15 protein-coding genes and 1 pseudogene are annotated in these 15,834 nt (G+C 63.5%); 6 read left to right on the top strand and 10 right to left on the bottom strand.

What is annotated here, in order from left to right; genetic code table 11:
* The first annotated feature begins 179 nt into the window (after window positions 1-179).
* Window positions 180-551 (top strand): DUF2784 domain-containing protein, encoded by a 372-nt coding sequence (locus J5M58_RS21470; protein WP_207879523.1) that lies wholly within the window; start codon window positions 180-182, stop codon window positions 549-551.
* Here J5M58_RS21470 and tam read toward each other — a convergent pair.
* The 3 genes from tam to J5M58_RS21455 all read right to left on the bottom strand — a co-directional run bounded on the left by tam (window position 541) and on the right by J5M58_RS21455 (window position 3,266).
* Window positions 541-1,317 carry a trans-aconitate 2-methyltransferase gene (gene tam, locus J5M58_RS21465; RefSeq protein WP_112252242.1) on the bottom strand — a complete coding sequence of 259 codons (777 nt, stop codon included), beginning with the start codon at window positions 1,315-1,317 and terminating at the stop codon, window positions 541-543. The two genes, J5M58_RS21470 and tam, sit on opposite strands and share 11 nt — an antisense overlap.
* Window positions 1,318-1,581: 264 nt before the next feature.
* On the bottom strand, window positions 1,582-2,991 hold the full coding sequence (locus tag J5M58_RS21460; protein WP_085624272.1) for an amino acid permease: 1,410 nt from the start codon (window positions 2,989-2,991) through the stop codon (window positions 1,582-1,584).
* Complete coding sequence (locus J5M58_RS21455; RefSeq protein WP_146742838.1) at window positions 2,991-3,266, bottom strand: hypothetical protein; 276 nt, start codon at window positions 3,264-3,266, stop codon at window positions 2,991-2,993. Before J5M58_RS21455 ends, J5M58_RS21460 begins: the two co-directional genes overlap by 1 nt.
* A 48-nt stretch (window positions 3,267-3,314) precedes the next feature.
* Between J5M58_RS21455 and J5M58_RS21450 the strand changes: the two genes are divergently transcribed.
* Window positions 3,315-4,739, top strand: a complete 1,425-nt coding sequence (locus tag J5M58_RS21450) for a PLP-dependent aminotransferase family protein (protein WP_112252243.1) — start codon at window positions 3,315-3,317, stop codon at window positions 4,737-4,739.
* 229 nt (window positions 4,740-4,968) lie between these two features.
* Here J5M58_RS21450 and J5M58_RS21445 read toward each other — a convergent pair whose 3' ends face one another.
* The 3 genes from J5M58_RS21445 to J5M58_RS21435 are packed head-to-tail and all read right to left on the bottom strand — an operon-like array spanning window position 4,969 to window position 8,567.
* Window positions 4,969-5,991 carry a histone deacetylase family protein gene (locus J5M58_RS21445; protein WP_207879521.1) on the bottom strand — a complete coding sequence of 341 codons (1,023 nt, stop codon included), beginning with the start codon at window positions 5,989-5,991 and terminating at the stop codon, window positions 4,969-4,971.
* Entirely contained in the window at window positions 5,991-7,232 is a 1,242-nt protein-coding gene (locus J5M58_RS21440; RefSeq protein WP_207879519.1) for a Zn-dependent hydrolase, read from the bottom strand. The genes J5M58_RS21445 and J5M58_RS21440 overlap by 1 nt, the downstream gene beginning before the upstream one ends.
* A 30-nt stretch (window positions 7,233-7,262) precedes the next feature.
* Window positions 7,263-8,567 carry an MFS transporter gene (locus J5M58_RS21435; RefSeq protein WP_112252246.1) on the bottom strand — a complete coding sequence of 435 codons (1,305 nt, stop codon included), beginning with the start codon at window positions 8,565-8,567 and terminating at the stop codon, window positions 7,263-7,265.
* Between the two features lie 291 nt (window positions 8,568-8,858).
* On the opposite strand from J5M58_RS21435, the gene J5M58_RS21430 reads away from it, so the two are divergent.
* Both J5M58_RS21430 and J5M58_RS21425 read left to right on the top strand, forming a co-directional pair.
* A complete protein-coding gene (locus tag J5M58_RS21430) occupies window positions 8,859-9,764 on the top strand; it encodes a LysR family transcriptional regulator (RefSeq protein WP_207879517.1) in 906 nt (301 codons plus the stop codon).
* Between the two features lie 91 nt (window positions 9,765-9,855).
* Window positions 9,856-10,517: pseudogene (locus J5M58_RS21425) on the top strand (BRCT domain-containing protein).
* 15 nt (window positions 10,518-10,532) lie between these two features.
* Here the strand turns inward: J5M58_RS21425 and J5M58_RS21420 are convergent.
* The 4 genes from J5M58_RS21420 to J5M58_RS21405 form a co-directional block, all read right to left on the bottom strand.
* Window positions 10,533-10,814, bottom strand: a complete 282-nt coding sequence (locus tag J5M58_RS21420) for a type II toxin-antitoxin system RelE/ParE family toxin (protein ID WP_112252248.1) — start codon at window positions 10,812-10,814, stop codon at window positions 10,533-10,535.
* Window positions 10,804-11,049, bottom strand: a complete 246-nt coding sequence (locus J5M58_RS21415; RefSeq protein WP_013972043.1) for a type II toxin-antitoxin system Phd/YefM family antitoxin — start codon at window positions 11,047-11,049, stop codon at window positions 10,804-10,806. The genes J5M58_RS21420 and J5M58_RS21415 overlap by 11 nt, the downstream gene beginning before the upstream one ends.
* Window positions 11,050-11,286: 237 nt before the next feature.
* A complete protein-coding gene (locus J5M58_RS21410) occupies window positions 11,287-12,393 on the bottom strand; it encodes an alkene reductase (RefSeq protein ID WP_207879515.1) in 1,107 nt (368 codons plus the stop codon).
* Window positions 12,394-12,423: 30 nt separating this feature from the next.
* Window positions 12,424-13,617 (bottom strand): MFS transporter, encoded by a 1,194-nt coding sequence (locus J5M58_RS21405; protein WP_025338595.1) that lies wholly within the window; start codon window positions 13,615-13,617, stop codon window positions 12,424-12,426.
* A 376-nt stretch (window positions 13,618-13,993) separates the two neighbouring features.
* On the opposite strand from J5M58_RS21405, the gene J5M58_RS21400 reads away from it, so the two are divergent.
* A complete protein-coding gene (locus J5M58_RS21400; RefSeq protein WP_112252252.1) occupies window positions 13,994-14,890 on the top strand; it encodes a LysR family transcriptional regulator in 897 nt (298 codons plus the stop codon).
* Between the two features lie 113 nt (window positions 14,891-15,003).
* On the top strand, window positions 15,004-15,801 hold the full coding sequence (locus J5M58_RS21395; RefSeq protein ID WP_112252253.1) for an SDR family NAD(P)-dependent oxidoreductase: 798 nt from the start codon (window positions 15,004-15,006) through the stop codon (window positions 15,799-15,801).
* Window positions 15,802-15,834: the final 33 nt, after the last annotated feature.

The following is a 15,834-nucleotide window of genomic DNA, read 5'->3' as shown; positions in this document are numbered from 1 at the left end:
ACCGCACCAGAGCTCAGATTGGCGCAGTACCTGTGGGGGGACCAATACAGGCAGCTCTCACAGGTATTCCACAGCACTCGAGCTCTGTGGAGTATCTGTGGGAGCGGGTTCACCCGCGAAGAGGCCGCTACAGGCAACCCAACTATGCTGGGATAACCTCCTTCTCCGGCATTCAACCCATGCTCTACCGCCTGGCCGCCGACACCCTGATGCTGCTGCACCTGGCCTTCATCCTGCTGGTGCTGTTCGGCGGCTTGCTGGTGCTGCGCTGGCGCCCTGTCCTGCTGCTGCACCTGCCAGCCCTGGCCTGGGGCCTGGCGGTGGAGTGCCTGCACCTGGGCTGCCCGCTGACCACCTGGGAAAACCGCATGCGCAGCGCGGCCGGTGACGCGGGCTACCAGGGAGGCTTCGTCGAGCACTACATCTGGCCGTTGATCTACCCCGCCGGGCTGACCCCGCACCTCCAGCTGCTGCTAGGCACTTTCGTGCTCCTGCTCAACCTCGGCATCTACAGTTACGCGGCCTGGCGCTGGCGCCGGCCTAGCGGGTAGCGACCACGAACAAGCGCGGGAACGGCAACAGCACCTTGCCGTCGCTGGCCGGCGGATAGTCGCGCTGCATGGCTTGCAGGTACATCTGCAGGAAGTCGGCCTGCTCCCGTTCATCGAGCTTGGCCAGATATGGCCTCAGCGCCGAACCCTTGAACCATTCCACCACCGCTTCAGCGCCGCCCATCAGCGGGTGGTGATAGGTGGTGCGCCAAACATCCACGCGCGCACACAGCGGGCTGAGCAGGTCGTAGTAGAACGCTGCGTTGTGCCGCGGCGGCAGCTGGAAATCGGCAAATTTCGTTGCCCAAGGGCCTTGGCTGGCGATCTCGCGCAATTGCCGGTGGGCCGGCTCGTCAAGGTTGTCGGGGGTCTGCACGGCCAGGCTGGCACCCTCGCTCAACTGGCGCACCAGGTGCGGGTACAGCGAGGCGTGGTCGGGTACCCATTGCAGCGAGGCGTTGGCCAGGATCAGGTCCTGCGGTTCGGGGGCGGACCAGCCGGCAATGTCACCGATGACCATGCGCACGCGGGGGATGCACAGCCGTTTGCGCTCGCGGGCCTTGTCGATCATGTCCGGGTCGCTGTCCAGGGCCGTCACCTGGGCATCCGGGTAACGTTGCAGCAGCACCTCGGTGGAATTGCCAGGGCCACAGCCCAGGTCGGTGGCGTGGCGGACCGGGCGTGGTGGCACAGCGGCGAGCAGGTCGCGCACGGCACGGGTGCGCTCGTCTTCAAAAAGGGAATATTGGGTGGCGGACCAGGCCATGTGAAGCTCCTTTGGGCGGGCAATGTGTGTTCAGCATATGCCATGTAACAGGCGGCGCGATCCCTGTAGGAGCGGCCTTGTGTCGCGATCGGGCCGCAAGGCGGCCCCAGCGTTAGTCGCAGCAATCGAGAAATCTGGGGCCGCTTTGCGGCCCGATCGCGACACAAGGCCGCTCCTACAACGGCGCACAAGCCGGAACTGGCCCAACAACGCGAAACGGCCGGGTCCCCGAGGGAGCCGGCCGTTTCGAGAAGCGAGTGACGCTTAGTGCTGCTTGCCAGAACGGATCTGGTGCACCACACCCATCGCCACCACGATTGCCGCGGCGATACCAGTGGAGATCACCAGGATCTGGTAGTCAGGCATGAAGGCCATGGTCACCAGGGCGGCCACGATGAACGCGATCACCAGGTAGGTCAGCCATGGGAACAGCCACATCTTCAGGCGTACTTCCTTGCCTTCGGCAATCAGCTTGCGGCGCATGCGCAGCTGCGAGAAGGCAATCACCAGGTACACCAGCAAGGCGATCATGCCGGTAGTGTTCATCAGGGTTTCCAGCACGTCTTTCGGGCGCAGGGTCTCGCTGAAGTTGATCAGCGCACACACCACGGCCACGGCGCACGAACCCATGATCGCGTACACCGGTACACCGGTGCCGGCGCGGGTGATCTTGAAGAACGACGGCGCGTCGCCACGCTGGGCCAGGGAGAACAGCATGCGAGAAGCAGTGTAGTGGCCCGAGATCAGGCAGCTGCTCACCGAGGTCAGCACCACGAAGTTCATCAGCAGCTCGGCATATGGCACGCCCAGCAGCTCCAGGGTGCGGCGGTAGGCGCCATAGCCGGAAACGCCCAGGTGCGGGTCGTTCCAGGGTACCAGGCAGACGATCAGGAAGATCGAACCCACGTAGAACAGGCACACACGCCAGACCACCGAGTTGGTCGCCTTGACGATCTGCGCGGCCGGGTCCTTGGCTTCGGAAGCGGCGATGGTGACGATCTCCGCGCCGAGGAAGGCGAACATGACCCCGAGCAAGGCACCGATCACGGTGGTGATGCCGTTGGGCATGAAACCTTCTGCGGTGAGGTGGCTGATGCCACGCACTTCACCGAACTGCCAGATATTCAGCACGGCAGCGGTACACACGATCAGGAAGCAGACGATCGCGATCACCTTGATCAAGGCGAACCAGAACTCGAACTCACCGTAGTGCTTGACGTTGAAGAAGTTGACAGTGATCAGCAACAGGGTCGTGGCCAGCACGAACACGTTGACGCTGACGTCGGGGAAGAATCCATGCAGGATCTTGCCCGCCACATAAGCTTCCCAGGCCATGAGGATCACCCAGTACCACCAGTACAGCCAGCCGATGGTGAAACCGGCCCAACGGCCGATGGCGCGATCGGCGTAGGTGGAGAACGAACCGGTGTCTGGCGAGGAGGTCGCCATTTCACCCAGCATGCGCATGATCAGTACCACCAGGATGCCGCCTGCCAGGTAAGCCAGCACAGCGGCTGGGCCGGCGCTGTGAATCACGCTGCCGGAACCGACGAACAAGGCGCCGCCGATAACCCCGGCGATCGACATCATCGTCAGGTGGCGCGACTTGAGCGAGGCACTGAGCTTGCTCTCGTGCCCGCTTTTCGCGGTGGTGGTTGTGGATGTTGCGTCCATCAGTTGTGTACCCCGTGCTTCTTTTTATCCAAGGAAAACTGTGAAACCCCGATGGCTGGCGGTTTCACGTACATCAGTGCTAATGCGCGCAGGATGGTGTGAGCGAACACACGCAGGCCTTCCATGGCGGCCTGCTGACGCGCCCCAGGGCAGGCGCCTGAGGCGAACTGAACATGCTTTAGGTGGCGATATCTGACACCTAATGTAAAAATGTCCGACGCAGAGAGCCATGCACAGTGGCATGAATCTCGCACTGCACTGTACAGGTCGCCCATGCAATACACCTTGCAAACGCCGGGCGATACGCACCCTGAAGGCCCCGAATGTTCGAATTACATCCAGACTCCTCGACCCCGCTGGTGAACCAGATCATCGACGGGCTGCGCGAGCTGATCGACAACCAGACCCTCAAGCCAGGCGCCAAGGTCCCCTCGATCCGCGCCTTTGCCGCGAGCTATTCGGTGAGCACCTTCACCGTGGTCGAGGCCTACGACCGCCTGGTCGCCCAAGGCCTGCTGGTGAGCCGTGGCAACGCGGGGTTCTTCGTCAACCGGGCAGCTGGCGAACTGCTGGACCAGCACAATGCCGAGGCCGACACCAGTCGACCAACGTTCAACTCCGAGTGGTACCTGCAGCAGATCTTCGAAATCCGCCAGTTGCCGTTCAAGCCGGGGTGCGGTTGGTTGCCCAACGACTGGATGTACGAAGACGGCCTGCGCCGCGGCTTGCGCCAGGTGGCTGGCAGCCCGCTGGAGCTGTCGGGCTATGGCGACCCCATGGGCCTGATGGAGCTGCGTGCTCTGACCGCACAGAACCTGCAGCAGGAACTGTCGATCGTTGCCAACCCGGCGCAGCTGATGCTCACTCACGGCGCCAGCCAGGCCCTGGACCTGGCCGCGCGTACCTTGGTGCGCCCGGGCGACGTGGTGCTGGTGGACGACCCCGGCTACCCCAACCTGATGAGCATCCTGCGCACCCAGGGCGCGATCCTGGTCGGCGTGCCGCGCACACCCGCCGGCTACGACCTGAATCAGCTGGAGCAGTTGCTCACTCATCACCGGCCCACTGCGTTCTTCACCCAGCCACACCTGCACAGCCCGACCTGCTCGCGCACCCCGCTGCCGCAGCTGCACCGTCTGCTGCAACTGGCCAGCCAGCACGGCTTCCGTCTGGTGGAGAACAACCTGTACGCCGACATGGTCGCCGAACCACAGCCGTGCCTGGCCAGCCTCGACCACCTGCAGCAGGTGGTGTATGTGGGCAGCTACTCGAAAAGCATTTCGCCCAATGTGCGGGTCGGCTACATGCTGGCCAACCCCGAGCTGATGCAGAAGCTGCTGCACCTGAAGATGCGCTCGGGCCTGACTACCTCGCAGGTGATGGAGCGCGTGGTGTATGCCGCGATCATCGACGGGCGCTGGCGCAAGCACCTCAAGCGCCTGCGCCAGCGCTTGGCCGAGGCGCACCAGGAAGTTGGCCGGCACCTGCATCGGTTGGGCTTCGAGCTGTTCACCGAGTCGGATGAAGGGATGTATATCTGGACCCGGCATCCGGCGATTCCGGACAGCGCGGCGTTGCTGGATGACGCGCTGGAGAAAGGCATCATGCTCGGGCCCGGGCAGTTGTTCATGGTCGATGCCAAGGCGACCGGGTGGATGCGGTTCAACGTGGCGTTCAGTACCGAGCCTGCGATGTGGGAGTTGCTGGAGAAGGTGCTGGTGAAGCATGTGCGGCGGGGTGGGATGTAACGTGCTACTTCGGCTTTCCGTGAATCCACCTTCATACCTGGCGCCGATGGGCTGCCTGCCCCGGCCTCTTCGCGGGTAAACCCGCTCCCACATGGATCCCACCAGCCTTTAGTGATATCCCTGTGGGAGCAATGGCCCTGCTGAAGGCCCAAGGGCTTCGCGATCCCTGTGGGAGCGGGTTCACCCGCGAAGAGGCCGGCAGCCATTCCTCAGCCGCCGGCCCCTGGCCTTATCGCCAGTCCGCCTTGTCGGCAAAAAACGCCTGCGCATTCGCCTCCAGGCTCTCCAGGTGATATCCCCCTTCCTGCACGATCAGGCAAGGCAGGCACATCGCCCGAATCCGCTCGCCCAATACCGCAAACCCCTCCGTCGTCACCGCCACCTTGCTCTGCGGGTCGAGCTCATAGATATCGAACCCCAGCGACAACACCAGCACCTGGGCGCCAAAGTCCTTAACCGCAGCCAGCGCGATCTCCAGCTGGCTCATGAAGTCCGCTTCGCTAGCCCCGTGCGCCATCGGCAAGTTCAGGTTGTACCCCTCCCCCGCACCGCTGCCACGCTCGTCCACGAACCCGGCCACACCCGGGTAGAAGTTGGTGGGGTCGCCATGCACCGACACATACAGCACATCCCGGCGGTCGTAGAAGATCTCCTGAATCCCTTGCCCATGGTGCATGTCGGTATCGAGGATGGCCACACGGCTGTAGCGGCTGCGCAAGGCCTGGGCAGCGACAGCGGCGTTGTTGAGGTAGCAGAAACCACCGGCTGCATCGAAGCGCGCGTGGTGGCCTGGCGGCCGGCACAGGGCATAGGCCGCCGGCTCGCCGCCGAGAATGGCCTTGGCACCGGCCACAGCGCTTTGCGCAGACCAATAGGCCGAGCGCCAGGTATTTTCGCCTACAGGGCAGCTGCCGTCAGCCAGGTAGCGCCCTGCCTGGGCGAGGATGCCGCGCAGGGCGTTGGGTTCACGCACGAAGATATTGGACATGACCTCGTCGCCCCAATCCTCGGGCACTTCCTTCCAGCGCGCATGGGCCTCTTCGAGAAAGGCCAGGTAGGCCTCGCCATGCACGGCTTTGAGCGGCTCGAGGCCGGCGTCCTCAGGCTGGCGGATGTCAAAGCCCAGATTCTTGGCGGCCTGCAGCAGGCGCTGGGCGCGTTCGGGGACTTCCTGCGGGGTGCGCATGGCGCCGCGCGAGTAGTAGCTGCGCGGGTGGTGCAGCAGCTGTTCGGGGTGGAAGTAGCAACGCATCAGGCGTCTCCTTGTTCGATACGGCCCGCGCGGGCCAGCACGGCATTGAGCAGTACATCGGCGCCCTGGCGGGCGTCGTCGGGCAACACGTCTTCGGCTTCGTTGTGGCTCAGGCCGCCGACACAAGGGATGAACACCATCGCCGTCGGGCAGTAGCGGGCCAGCAGGATGGCGTCGTGGCCGGCGCCGCTGACGATGGACTGCTGGGCATAACCGAGGCCGTCCACCGCTTGCTGCACGGCGGCTACGCAACCGGCATCGAATGGTGTGGCCGGGCTGACCCAGTGGCGCTCGATACGCACCTGCAGCCCGCGCTGATCGGCGATGGCTTGCAGCTTCAATGTCAGGTCGCGCTCCATCGCCTCGATGGCTTCATCTCGGTGATGACGCAAGTCGACGGTGAACTGCAGCAGCCCCGGAATGGTGTTGCGCGAGGACTTGGCGATGGACAGTTCACCCACCGTGGTCAGGCCTTCGGGGGCAAAATCGGCAGCCAGTTGCTCGACCGCCTGGATCATCCGTGCCGCACCGTACAGGGCATCCTTGCGCAGCGGCATCGGCGTGGTACCGGCATGCGCGGCCATACCTTCGACCCTGACATCCAGCCATCGGATGGCCTGCCCGCCGCTGACCACGCCGATGGCCTTGGCGTTGTCTTCAAGGATCGGACCTTGCTCGATATGCGCCTCGAAATAGGCATCGACCGGACCGCCCAGCGGGCGTTGGCCGGCGTAACCGGTGCGTCGCAGTTCGTCAGCGACGCTGATGCCATCGGCGTCGCGAATGGCCAGCGCTTCGTCCAGCGCCAGGGTACCGGTGAACACCGCCGATCCGAACATGGCCGGGGTGAAGCGCGCACCCTCCTCGTTCGTCCAGACAGCTATTTCCAGCGGTTTGCGGGTGTTAATGTTCAGGTCGTTGAGGCGGCGCACCACCTCCAGCCCGGCCAACACGCCATAGACGCCATCGAAACGGCCGCCCTCAGGTTGGGTGTCGAGGTGGCTGCCCATCATCACCGGCGCTGCAGCCGGGTCGCTGCCAGCGCGGCGGGCGAACAGGTTGCCGATGGCATCCACAGTCAGCGTCAGGCCGGCTTCGCGGCACCAATGGCTGAACAGTTCCCGGCCTGCCTTGTCCTCGTCGCTCAGGGCCAGGCGGCAGCTACCGCCACGGGCGGTGGCGCCGATTTCGGCCATGGCCATCAGGCTCGCCCACAAGCGTTCGCCATTGCATTTCAACATGTGCGGGTACTCCAGAAAAAAGCGGTTCGATCAGGCCAGTTCCAGACGCTGGCTGCGGGCGTACTGGCGTGCCAGGGCGAGCACGCACACCAGCGAAATGGTTGCAATCAGCGTGTAGAACACCGCCATCGGCCACCATTGGCCGGTGAAGGTGTGGGCCAGCCAGGTACCGATCAGCGGGGTCAGGCCGCCCGCGATGGCGCCGCAGATCTGGTAGGCCAGGGAAATGGCGGTGTAGCGCACGCGAGTGTCGAACATGCCGCTGACATAGCCGGCGATCACTGCGTAGAAAGACGCCATGCACGCGGCCGCCAGGGCGATGCCGAGCACGATCAACGGGCCCTGGCCCGAACTGACCAGCACGAACATCGGGTAGGGCGAGGCCATCGCCAGCAGCGCGACCAGGGCCAGGAAGCGGGTGGCGCCGAGCTTTTCCGACAGCCACGCGGCCAACGGCTGCACGCAGAACTGGATGATTGCCACAAAGAACAGGCATTCGAGGATCAACGAGCGCTGCAGATGCAATTGCTGGGTGGTGTAGCTGATCATGAACGTGTTGGTGAAGTAGACCCCGGCGATCCCCAGGGTATTGGCCCCGATGCACAGCAGCAGCGGGCGCCAGGCGGTGCGCAGCACTTCCAGTACCGGTGCCTGCTCCTTGCGCTGGGCTTTGACCGCCTGCTCGCGGCTGGCAATGAACTCGGGCGACTCATTGACCCCCAGGCGAATCGCCAGGCCCACCACCAGCAACAGCGCGCTGGCCAGGAACGGCACGCGCCAGCCCCAGCTCATCAGGTCTTCCTCCGGCAGGCGGGTGACCACGCCGAAGGCCAGCAACGACAGGATCAGGCCCGCCGGGCTGCCCAGCTGGGCGAACGAGGCAAAGAAGTTGCGCCGGCCCTTGGGCGCATGTTCGCCGGCCATCAGTACCGCCCCGCCCCACTCGCCGCCCACGGCGATGCCCTGGATCACCCGCAGGATGATCAGCAGCACCGGTGCGGTGGCGCCGATCTGCGCGTAAGTTGGCAGCAGGCCAATACATACGGTGACGATGCCCATCATCAGCAAGGTGATGACCAGCGACTTCTTGCGGCCGATACGGTCGCCCACGTGGCCGAAGACGATGCCACCCAGAGGTCGGGCAAAGAAGCCGACGGCGAAGGTGCCGAACGCTGCCATGGTGCTGAACAGGCTGTTGTCGGACGGGAAGAACAGCGCGCCGAACACCAGGGCGGCGGCGGTGGCGTAGATGTAGAAGTCGTACCATTCGATCATGGTGCCGATGAACGCGGCGGCGGCGGCACGGCGTGGCTGGGCGGAAGCGGTGGGCTTCATGGGGGCTCCTTTGCTTGTTGTTCTGGCAGGAGTTGTCGGGGGCACGGTGGCGCTCTTGTGGCGCTTGGCCTGTTGGTCTGGTGTCAGCTTCTTCGCGGGTAAACCCGCTCCCACAGGGATTGCACAAGGCCTGCAAGCGCTGCAGTTCCTGTGGGAGCGGGTTTACCCGCGAAGAAGCCGGCACCGACTCAGCAAGCCTCGATACCTGCGATTTATCGGCCCGGGGCTATGATTAGTCAATTTTCTATTTATTATTCGCAGTATTAGCCTTGCTTATTATCGAGCCCTGCCATGTCCGACCGTCTGCTCAACGACCGCCTCGACTGGAACCTGCTGCGTACCTTCCGGGTCATCGGCCAGGAGTTGTCCATCAGCCGTGCTGCCGCGCGCCTGCACCTCACCCAGCCGGCAGTGAGCCAGGCCCTCAAGCGCCTTGAAGAACAGCTTGGCCGCCAGCTCATTGCCCGCCGCGGGCCGCGCTTCGTGCTGACGGAAATGGGCGAGCAGCTGTTCCAGCTGGCCGGCGAGGTCTATGGGCAGATGTCGCAAATCGGCGGCTTGCTGGAGCAGCCGGCGGACGAACTGGTGGGCAAGGTCCGCCTGCTGATGATCAGCCGTATCGTCAACGAACGCTTCGACGACTTCCTCGCCGACTTCCACCGCCAGCACCCGCGGGTGGAACTGGAGATCGACGTGATGCGCAGCTCCGACATCGTCGCCGCCCTGCAGGAAAAAACCGCAACGGCGGGCCTCAGCCTGAACCGGCGTGCGCAGCCACGCCTGGAGCAACGGTTGTTCCTGCGCCAGCGCTATGCGTTCTTCTGTGGCAAGCACCATGACCTGTTCGGCCAGGCCGAAGGCGACCTGCAGCGGGAGAACTTCGTCAGCTTCACCAGTGACCAGATTGGCGGCATGCTGTCGCCACTGACCATTTTCCGCGACCAGCAAGGGTTTGCCGGGCGGATCGTGGCATCGTCACCCAGCCTTGAAGAAGTACGCCGGCTGGTGATTGCCGGGTTTGGCATAGGCTGCCTGCCCGAGCATGTGGTGGCACCGGATGTAGACGCCGGGTTGCTGTGGAAGCTACCACCGCAGGAAGGCATTGCCGATGTGGATATTCACTTGTTGTGGAACAGGGAGCAGCGCTTCAGCCGCGCCGAAGAAGTGTTTATCGAGGCATTGCAGCAGAGCCTGTAGTGAACGCAGCGCGGGGGTCGGCGAGCACTGGACACGATAGTGGCCAATTAGTAGCATCCAGATCAACTGAACATTACGGACAATCTCAGTCATGGATCGAGCTACCGGGGTTATTCGACGCCCTATTCATCACCCCATCCGCACTTTGATCACCTGCTTTTTTCACGAAGCGCGGATCGCGCAGCGCTCGGTTGATGGGTTGATTGGAATCGCTGCAGGCCTGACTGCTGACAATCAGGTCAATCAACAAGAAGCCGAGTTCCTCAAAAGATGGATGGAGCAGCAACTCGTTCATCTTGAGGATCCGGTAATCAATTTGTTGTACCGGCGCCTGAGCGACATGCTCAAGGACAATATGCTGGATGCTGCTGAGTCGGCTGAACTGCTTGAGCTATTGCAGCAGTTCACCGGCAAGCCGCGCTGCAGCGACAACCCATTCTTTCACCCACCTCACTGCCACTCGATAACCCCGAACCCACACTGGAGTGGGCAGGCCGTATGTTCCTGTTTACCGGCACAATGGCTTACGGGCCTCGCAAAGCATGCGAAGCGCTGGTAGTCGAACGTGGGGGTTCAATCGCTGCGGGGGTGAGCAAGAAGATCCACTACCTGGTCATTGGCAGTATTGGCAACGAGCAGTGGCTGCACAGCAGTTATGGCACGAAGATCAAGAGAGCAGTGGAAATCAGGGAAGCGGGTGCGAACATTGCGATCGTAAGCGAGGCGCATTGGCAGCGTGCGGCGTTTGGTTGATGGCCATGATGGCGTTTACCGCTTCTGAGCGGATCGATACACCTCGCTACGCTCGCGCTTGCCAACCGATACCACCACTACAACGATACGCTCGTCCTCGACTCGATAGACGAGGCGATATCCAGAGGCCTTGAGCTTGATTTTGTAGTGGTTCGGCAGGTCACGCAGCGCGTCGGCCTGTACCTTGGGTGACTGCAGGCGCTCGGCGAGTTTTTTCTTGATCTGTTCGCGCACGGTGTGGCCTAGCTTGCCCCACTCTTTCAGCGCCGAAGGCAGGAATTCGAGTTCATAGGTCATCCAGGGATACCGGTACGCCTTTTTCACCCAACCTCGACTTGGCCAGTTCGCTCAATTCGAGATCTTCCAGGCGCTCCATCATGGCCTCGTACAGTTCGGCCGGCACCATGTAACCCATCACGCGGTTGTGATTGAGCACGGCGACGGGCATACCCGCAGCGCCGGTCATCACGGCGGATGGGTTCTTTTTCAGTTCCGACACGCTTACGGCCACGTCAGCGAATATGTTTTGCATTTTTTCACCCTCAATAGAGAGCCATATTTTGGTCCATATATAGGACACAAACAAGTCGTCACTGCTCAAGCACAGCGGTGAGACACGACATGCGAAATGCCGTCTCTGTGGAGATCGCCCTTTGGATCCAATGCGGTGCATTGCACCGGCTGCGCCGGTGTTCGCGGCTAAAGCCGCTCCCACAGTGTCCCTGCTAACTCAACGAGTCATTTGCAGTTCCATGAGGAGCGGTCGGGGTCAGGCTGTTGCCAGGGCCGGGTAGTCGGTCAGGCCATGGGCATCACCACCGAACAGCGTGGCCCGTTCGTGCTCGGCCAGGGGCGCATTCAGCTTCAGCCGCGCCGGCAGGTCGGGGTTGGCCACGAATGGTCGGCCGAAGCCGATCAGGTCAGCCCAGCCCTCCTCCAGCGCGCGCCGTGCACGTTCGCCGGTGTATTTGCCGGCATACACCATCACCCCGGGGAACACCGACCGCAGCTGCTGCTTGAAGTCCACCGGCATGTCCGGCGCGTCGTCCCAGTCGGCTTCGGCAATATGCAGGTAACCAATGCCGATTTCGCCCAGGCGCTTGGCCGCGGCGGTATAGGTGGTGACCGGGTCGGCATCGACACAGCCATTGAGCGTGGTCAGCGGCGCCAGGCGTACGCCTACGCGCAGCGCATCGCCGGTGCCTTCGACCAACGCACGGCTGACCTGGTCGAGGAAACGCAGGCGGTTTTCCAGCGAACCGCCGTAGCGGTCGGTGCGGTCGTTGGCGCCGGAGTCGAGGAACTGGTTGACCAGGTAACCGTTGGCCGCGTGCAATTCGACACCGTCAAAACCCGCCACCATGGCATTGCGCGCAGCCTGGCGGTACTGCTCGATGATCTCGGCAATTTCCGCTTCGCTCAACGCGCGCGGTTTGGTGGCCTGGACAAAGCCTGGCGTGCCGTCGGCATTGTCGATGAACACATTCACGCCTTCGGCCTGCATCGCCGAGGACGACACCGGTGCCTGGCCGCCGAGCAGGCTGCTGTGGCTGAGGCGGCCGACATGCCAGAGCTGGGCGAAGATGCGCCCGCCTGCGGCATGTACCGCCTCGGTGACCAGGCGCCAGCCGTCGATCTGCGCCTGGGTGTGGATACCTGGGGTGCGGGCGTAACCCTTGCCCAGTGGCGAGATCCAGGTGCCTTCACTGACAATCAGCCCGGCACTGGCGCGTTGCGCGTAGTACTCGGCCATCAGCGCGGTCGGTACATCGCCAGGCTGGGCGGCACGGGAGCGGGTCATCGGCGGCATCAGCACGCGGTTGGGCAGGTTCAGGGCGCCGAATTGCAGGGGCTGGAACAGCGGATCTTGAGTCATTACGAGCATCTCCGTAAGTGGAATCAGGGGTCAGGCGCGGCTGACGACAGGTTGTGGCTGGGCAGGTACGCGGCGGTCGAGGCGGCCGCTGTACAGGGTCAGAGCCAGGGCACCGAGGGTAACCAGCGCGGCGATCCACGGGGTGTGGCCGAGGCCGAGCTGTTGCACCACCTGGGCACCGCCCCAGGAACCACCGGCAACACCCAGGTTGAAGGCGGCGATGTTGAAACCGGCAGCTACGTCGACTGCGTCGGGGGCGACCTTTTCCGCCTGCTGCACCACGTACACCTGCAGGCCCGGCACATTGCCGAAGGCCACCGCGCCCCAGGCCAGGACGGTGATTACCACCAGCACCGGATGCGGCGCGGTGAAGGTCAGCGCCAGCAGCACCACGGCCAGCAGCAGGAAGATGATCGACAGTGCCTTGACCGGGCCTTTGCGGTCGGCCAGGCGGCCGCCCCAGATGTTGCCCAGGGCAACCGAGACACCGTAGGCGAGCAGCACCAGGGCGACGCTGTTGGCGCCGAAGCCGGCGATGTCCTGCAGGATCGGGGCAAGGAAGGTGAAGGCGATCAGCGAGCCGCCGTAACCCACGGCAGTCATGGCATACACCAGCAGCAGGCGCGGTTGCAGCATTACCCGCAGTTGGCGCAGCAGAGGTGCCGGCTGGCTGTGCTGGATGCGCTTGGGCACGAACAGCAGTGCGCCGAGCAGCGCCACCAGGCCGAAGGCAGCCACCACCAGGAAGGTCACGCGCCAGCCGAAATGCTGGCCGATGAAGGTACCCAGCGGGATACCGGTGACAAAGGCCACGGTCATGCCACTGAACATGGTGGCGATAGCGCTGGCGGCTTTTTCTTTCGGCACCAGGCTGGTGGCGATGATCGAGCCGACCGAGAAGAACACCCCGTGGGCCAGGCCGGTGAGAATGCGCGCCATGATCAGCGATTCGTAACTGGGCGCCTGCCAGGCCACCAGGTTACCGGCGGTGAACAGTGCCATCAGGCCGACCAGTAACAACTTGCGCGGCACGCGGCCGGTCATGGCGGTGAGCAGGGGCGCGCCGATGGCGACGCTCAGGGCGTAAAGGCTTACCAGCAGGCCGGCCGAAGGCAGGGTGACTGCCAGGTCATTGGCGATGGTCGGGATGAGGCCGACGATCACGAACTCCGTGGTGCCGATGGCGAAGGCCGCCAGGGTGAGGGCTAACAAGGCGAGAGGCATTTGAGAATCACCTGTGGAAGGTTGGGATGGGTGAATTCTCGGGGGGACATGGGAATGGGAAAAAGATGGGGACGGGACAATGAGTTTTGATTTGAAGGCAAAGGTTATCTTCAAGCTATTGCGAGCGGGTCAACTTTAAAACAATGTTCCGGCCTGCGCGGCTTTTGTAGGAGCGGCCTTGTGTCGCGAAAGGGCTGCAAAGCAGCCCCAGCAATTTGTGCATTTGTGCTGAACCCCTGGGGCTGCCTTGCAGCCTTTTCGCGACACAAGGCCGCTTTACAACGTTCATCAACCCGACGAAGTGAACGCATCCCAGGCTGGCAAGATCGAGACCGCCCAAGTCATAATTGCTAATAGTTAAGTCCCTGGAGGTCTCATGCAAGATCTACGTCAGCTGCGCTACTTCGTGGCCGTCGCCGAATGCGAAAACGTCGGCCGAGCCGCCGAGCAGCTGCATATTTCCCAATCGCCCCTCAGCCGGCAGATCGCCCAGCTGGAGGACAACCTTGGCCTGGCGCTGTTCGAACGGCGCAACCAGCGCCTGTACCTGACCAGGGACGGGCGCACCTTCCTGGCCGAAGCGCGTGGCCTGCTCAAGCATGCCGAGCGCCTGGAATCGCTGGGCAAGCGCCTGGGCCGTGGCGAGGAAGGCGGGCTGTGCATCGGTTACGTCAACCACGCCATCCATGCCGGCGTGCTGCCGGGCGCGGTGCGGGCCATTCGTGCCGAACGCCCGAACATTCACATTGCGCTGTACAACATGACCTCCAACGAACAGTTCGAGGGGCTGCGCCAGCGCAGCCTGGACATTGCTCTGGTTTGCGACCGGCCGCCAAAGGACGACCCCGACCTGCGCGGCCAGCCGGTGCTGGACGACCCGTTGCTGCTGGCCATCCCGGCCGCGCATCCACTGGCCAGCAAGGCCGAACTGGCCCCCGCCGACCTGCACGAACAGGACTGGATCATCACCGGCGGCCAGCCAGACCAGGTCCACAAGCGCGACGATTTCATCGCCCGCTGTGGCGATGCCGGCTTCACCCCGCGCCTGTCGCTGGAGGCTACCGACCCGCTGAGCGTGCTCGGCCTGGTATCGGCCGGGCTAGGCCTGGCAATGGTGCAGAGCAGCCTGTCGGCCAGCGCCGGGCCGACCGTGGTGCTGCGCCAGCTGGACTGGTTCCAGCCCAGCGAGCAGTTGTGGGCGGTCTGGCACCAGGTCGACCTACGACCGATCGTGGGCATTTTCCGCGAGCAGGTGCTGGCATTGGCCGAGTAAGGGCTTGATAAGCCAACTCAGGTCTGAACTCAGTCGAACTCCGTCTTTTACAGTCTGACGGTGGTTCTCTAGGATGGCTCCCATCGATGCAACTCACCCACAGGAGCCATTCCATGAACATCGACCTCGGCGGACGCACCGCCATCATCAGCGGCTCGACCGGCGGTATTGGTCTGGCTATCGCCCGCGGCCTGGCCCGCGCCAACGCTGACGTAGTCATTGCCGGCCGCAGCCAGAAGTCACTGGATGCCGCCATGGCCGAACTGCGCGAGCAAGGTGGCAGTGGGCAGGTCCACGGTGTGGTCGCCGACCTGGGCACCGCCGCGGGTGCCGAAACCCTGTTCGCCGCTCACCCACGGGCCGACATACTGGTCAACAACCTGGGTATCTACGACGACGTCGACTTCTTCGATGTGGCCGACAGCGAGTGGACGCGCTTCTACGACACCAACGTGCTGAGCGGCGTGCGCCTGGCCCGCCACTATGCCCCGGGCATGGTCGAGAAAGGTTGGGGTCGGATCCTGTTCATCTCCTCGGAATCGGGCATCGCCATCCCTGCCGACATGATCAACTACGGCGTGACCAAGGCTGCCAACCTGGCGGTATCGCATGGTCTGGCCAAGCGCCTGGCCGGCACCGGGGTAACCGTGAACGCAGTGTTGCCTGGCCCGACCCTGACCGACGGCGTGGCCGCGCTGGTGGCTGATGCAGCCGAGGCGTCCGGGCGCAGCATTCGTGAAGAAGCCGACAACTTCGTGCGGACTGCGCGGCCAAGCTCGATCATCCAGCGCGCCGCCGATGTCGACGAAGTTGCCCACCTGGCGGTGTACCTCGCCTCCCCTTACTCCTCCGCCACTACCGGGGCAGCGCTGCGGGTCGATGGCGGCGTGGTCGACAGCCTGGCTATCTGAGCAGCCCCAGACTTTTGCCCTGAAATCAAGACA

Origin of the sequence: Pseudomonas sp. 32_A (assembly GCF_017490905.1) — a bacterium.
Lineage (GTDB): Bacteria > Pseudomonadota > Gammaproteobacteria > Pseudomonadales > Pseudomonadaceae > Aquipseudomonas > Aquipseudomonas inefficax.
The sequence above is the reverse complement of the archived record's forward strand: the minus strand, read 5'-3'. Positions and strand labels throughout refer to the sequence as shown.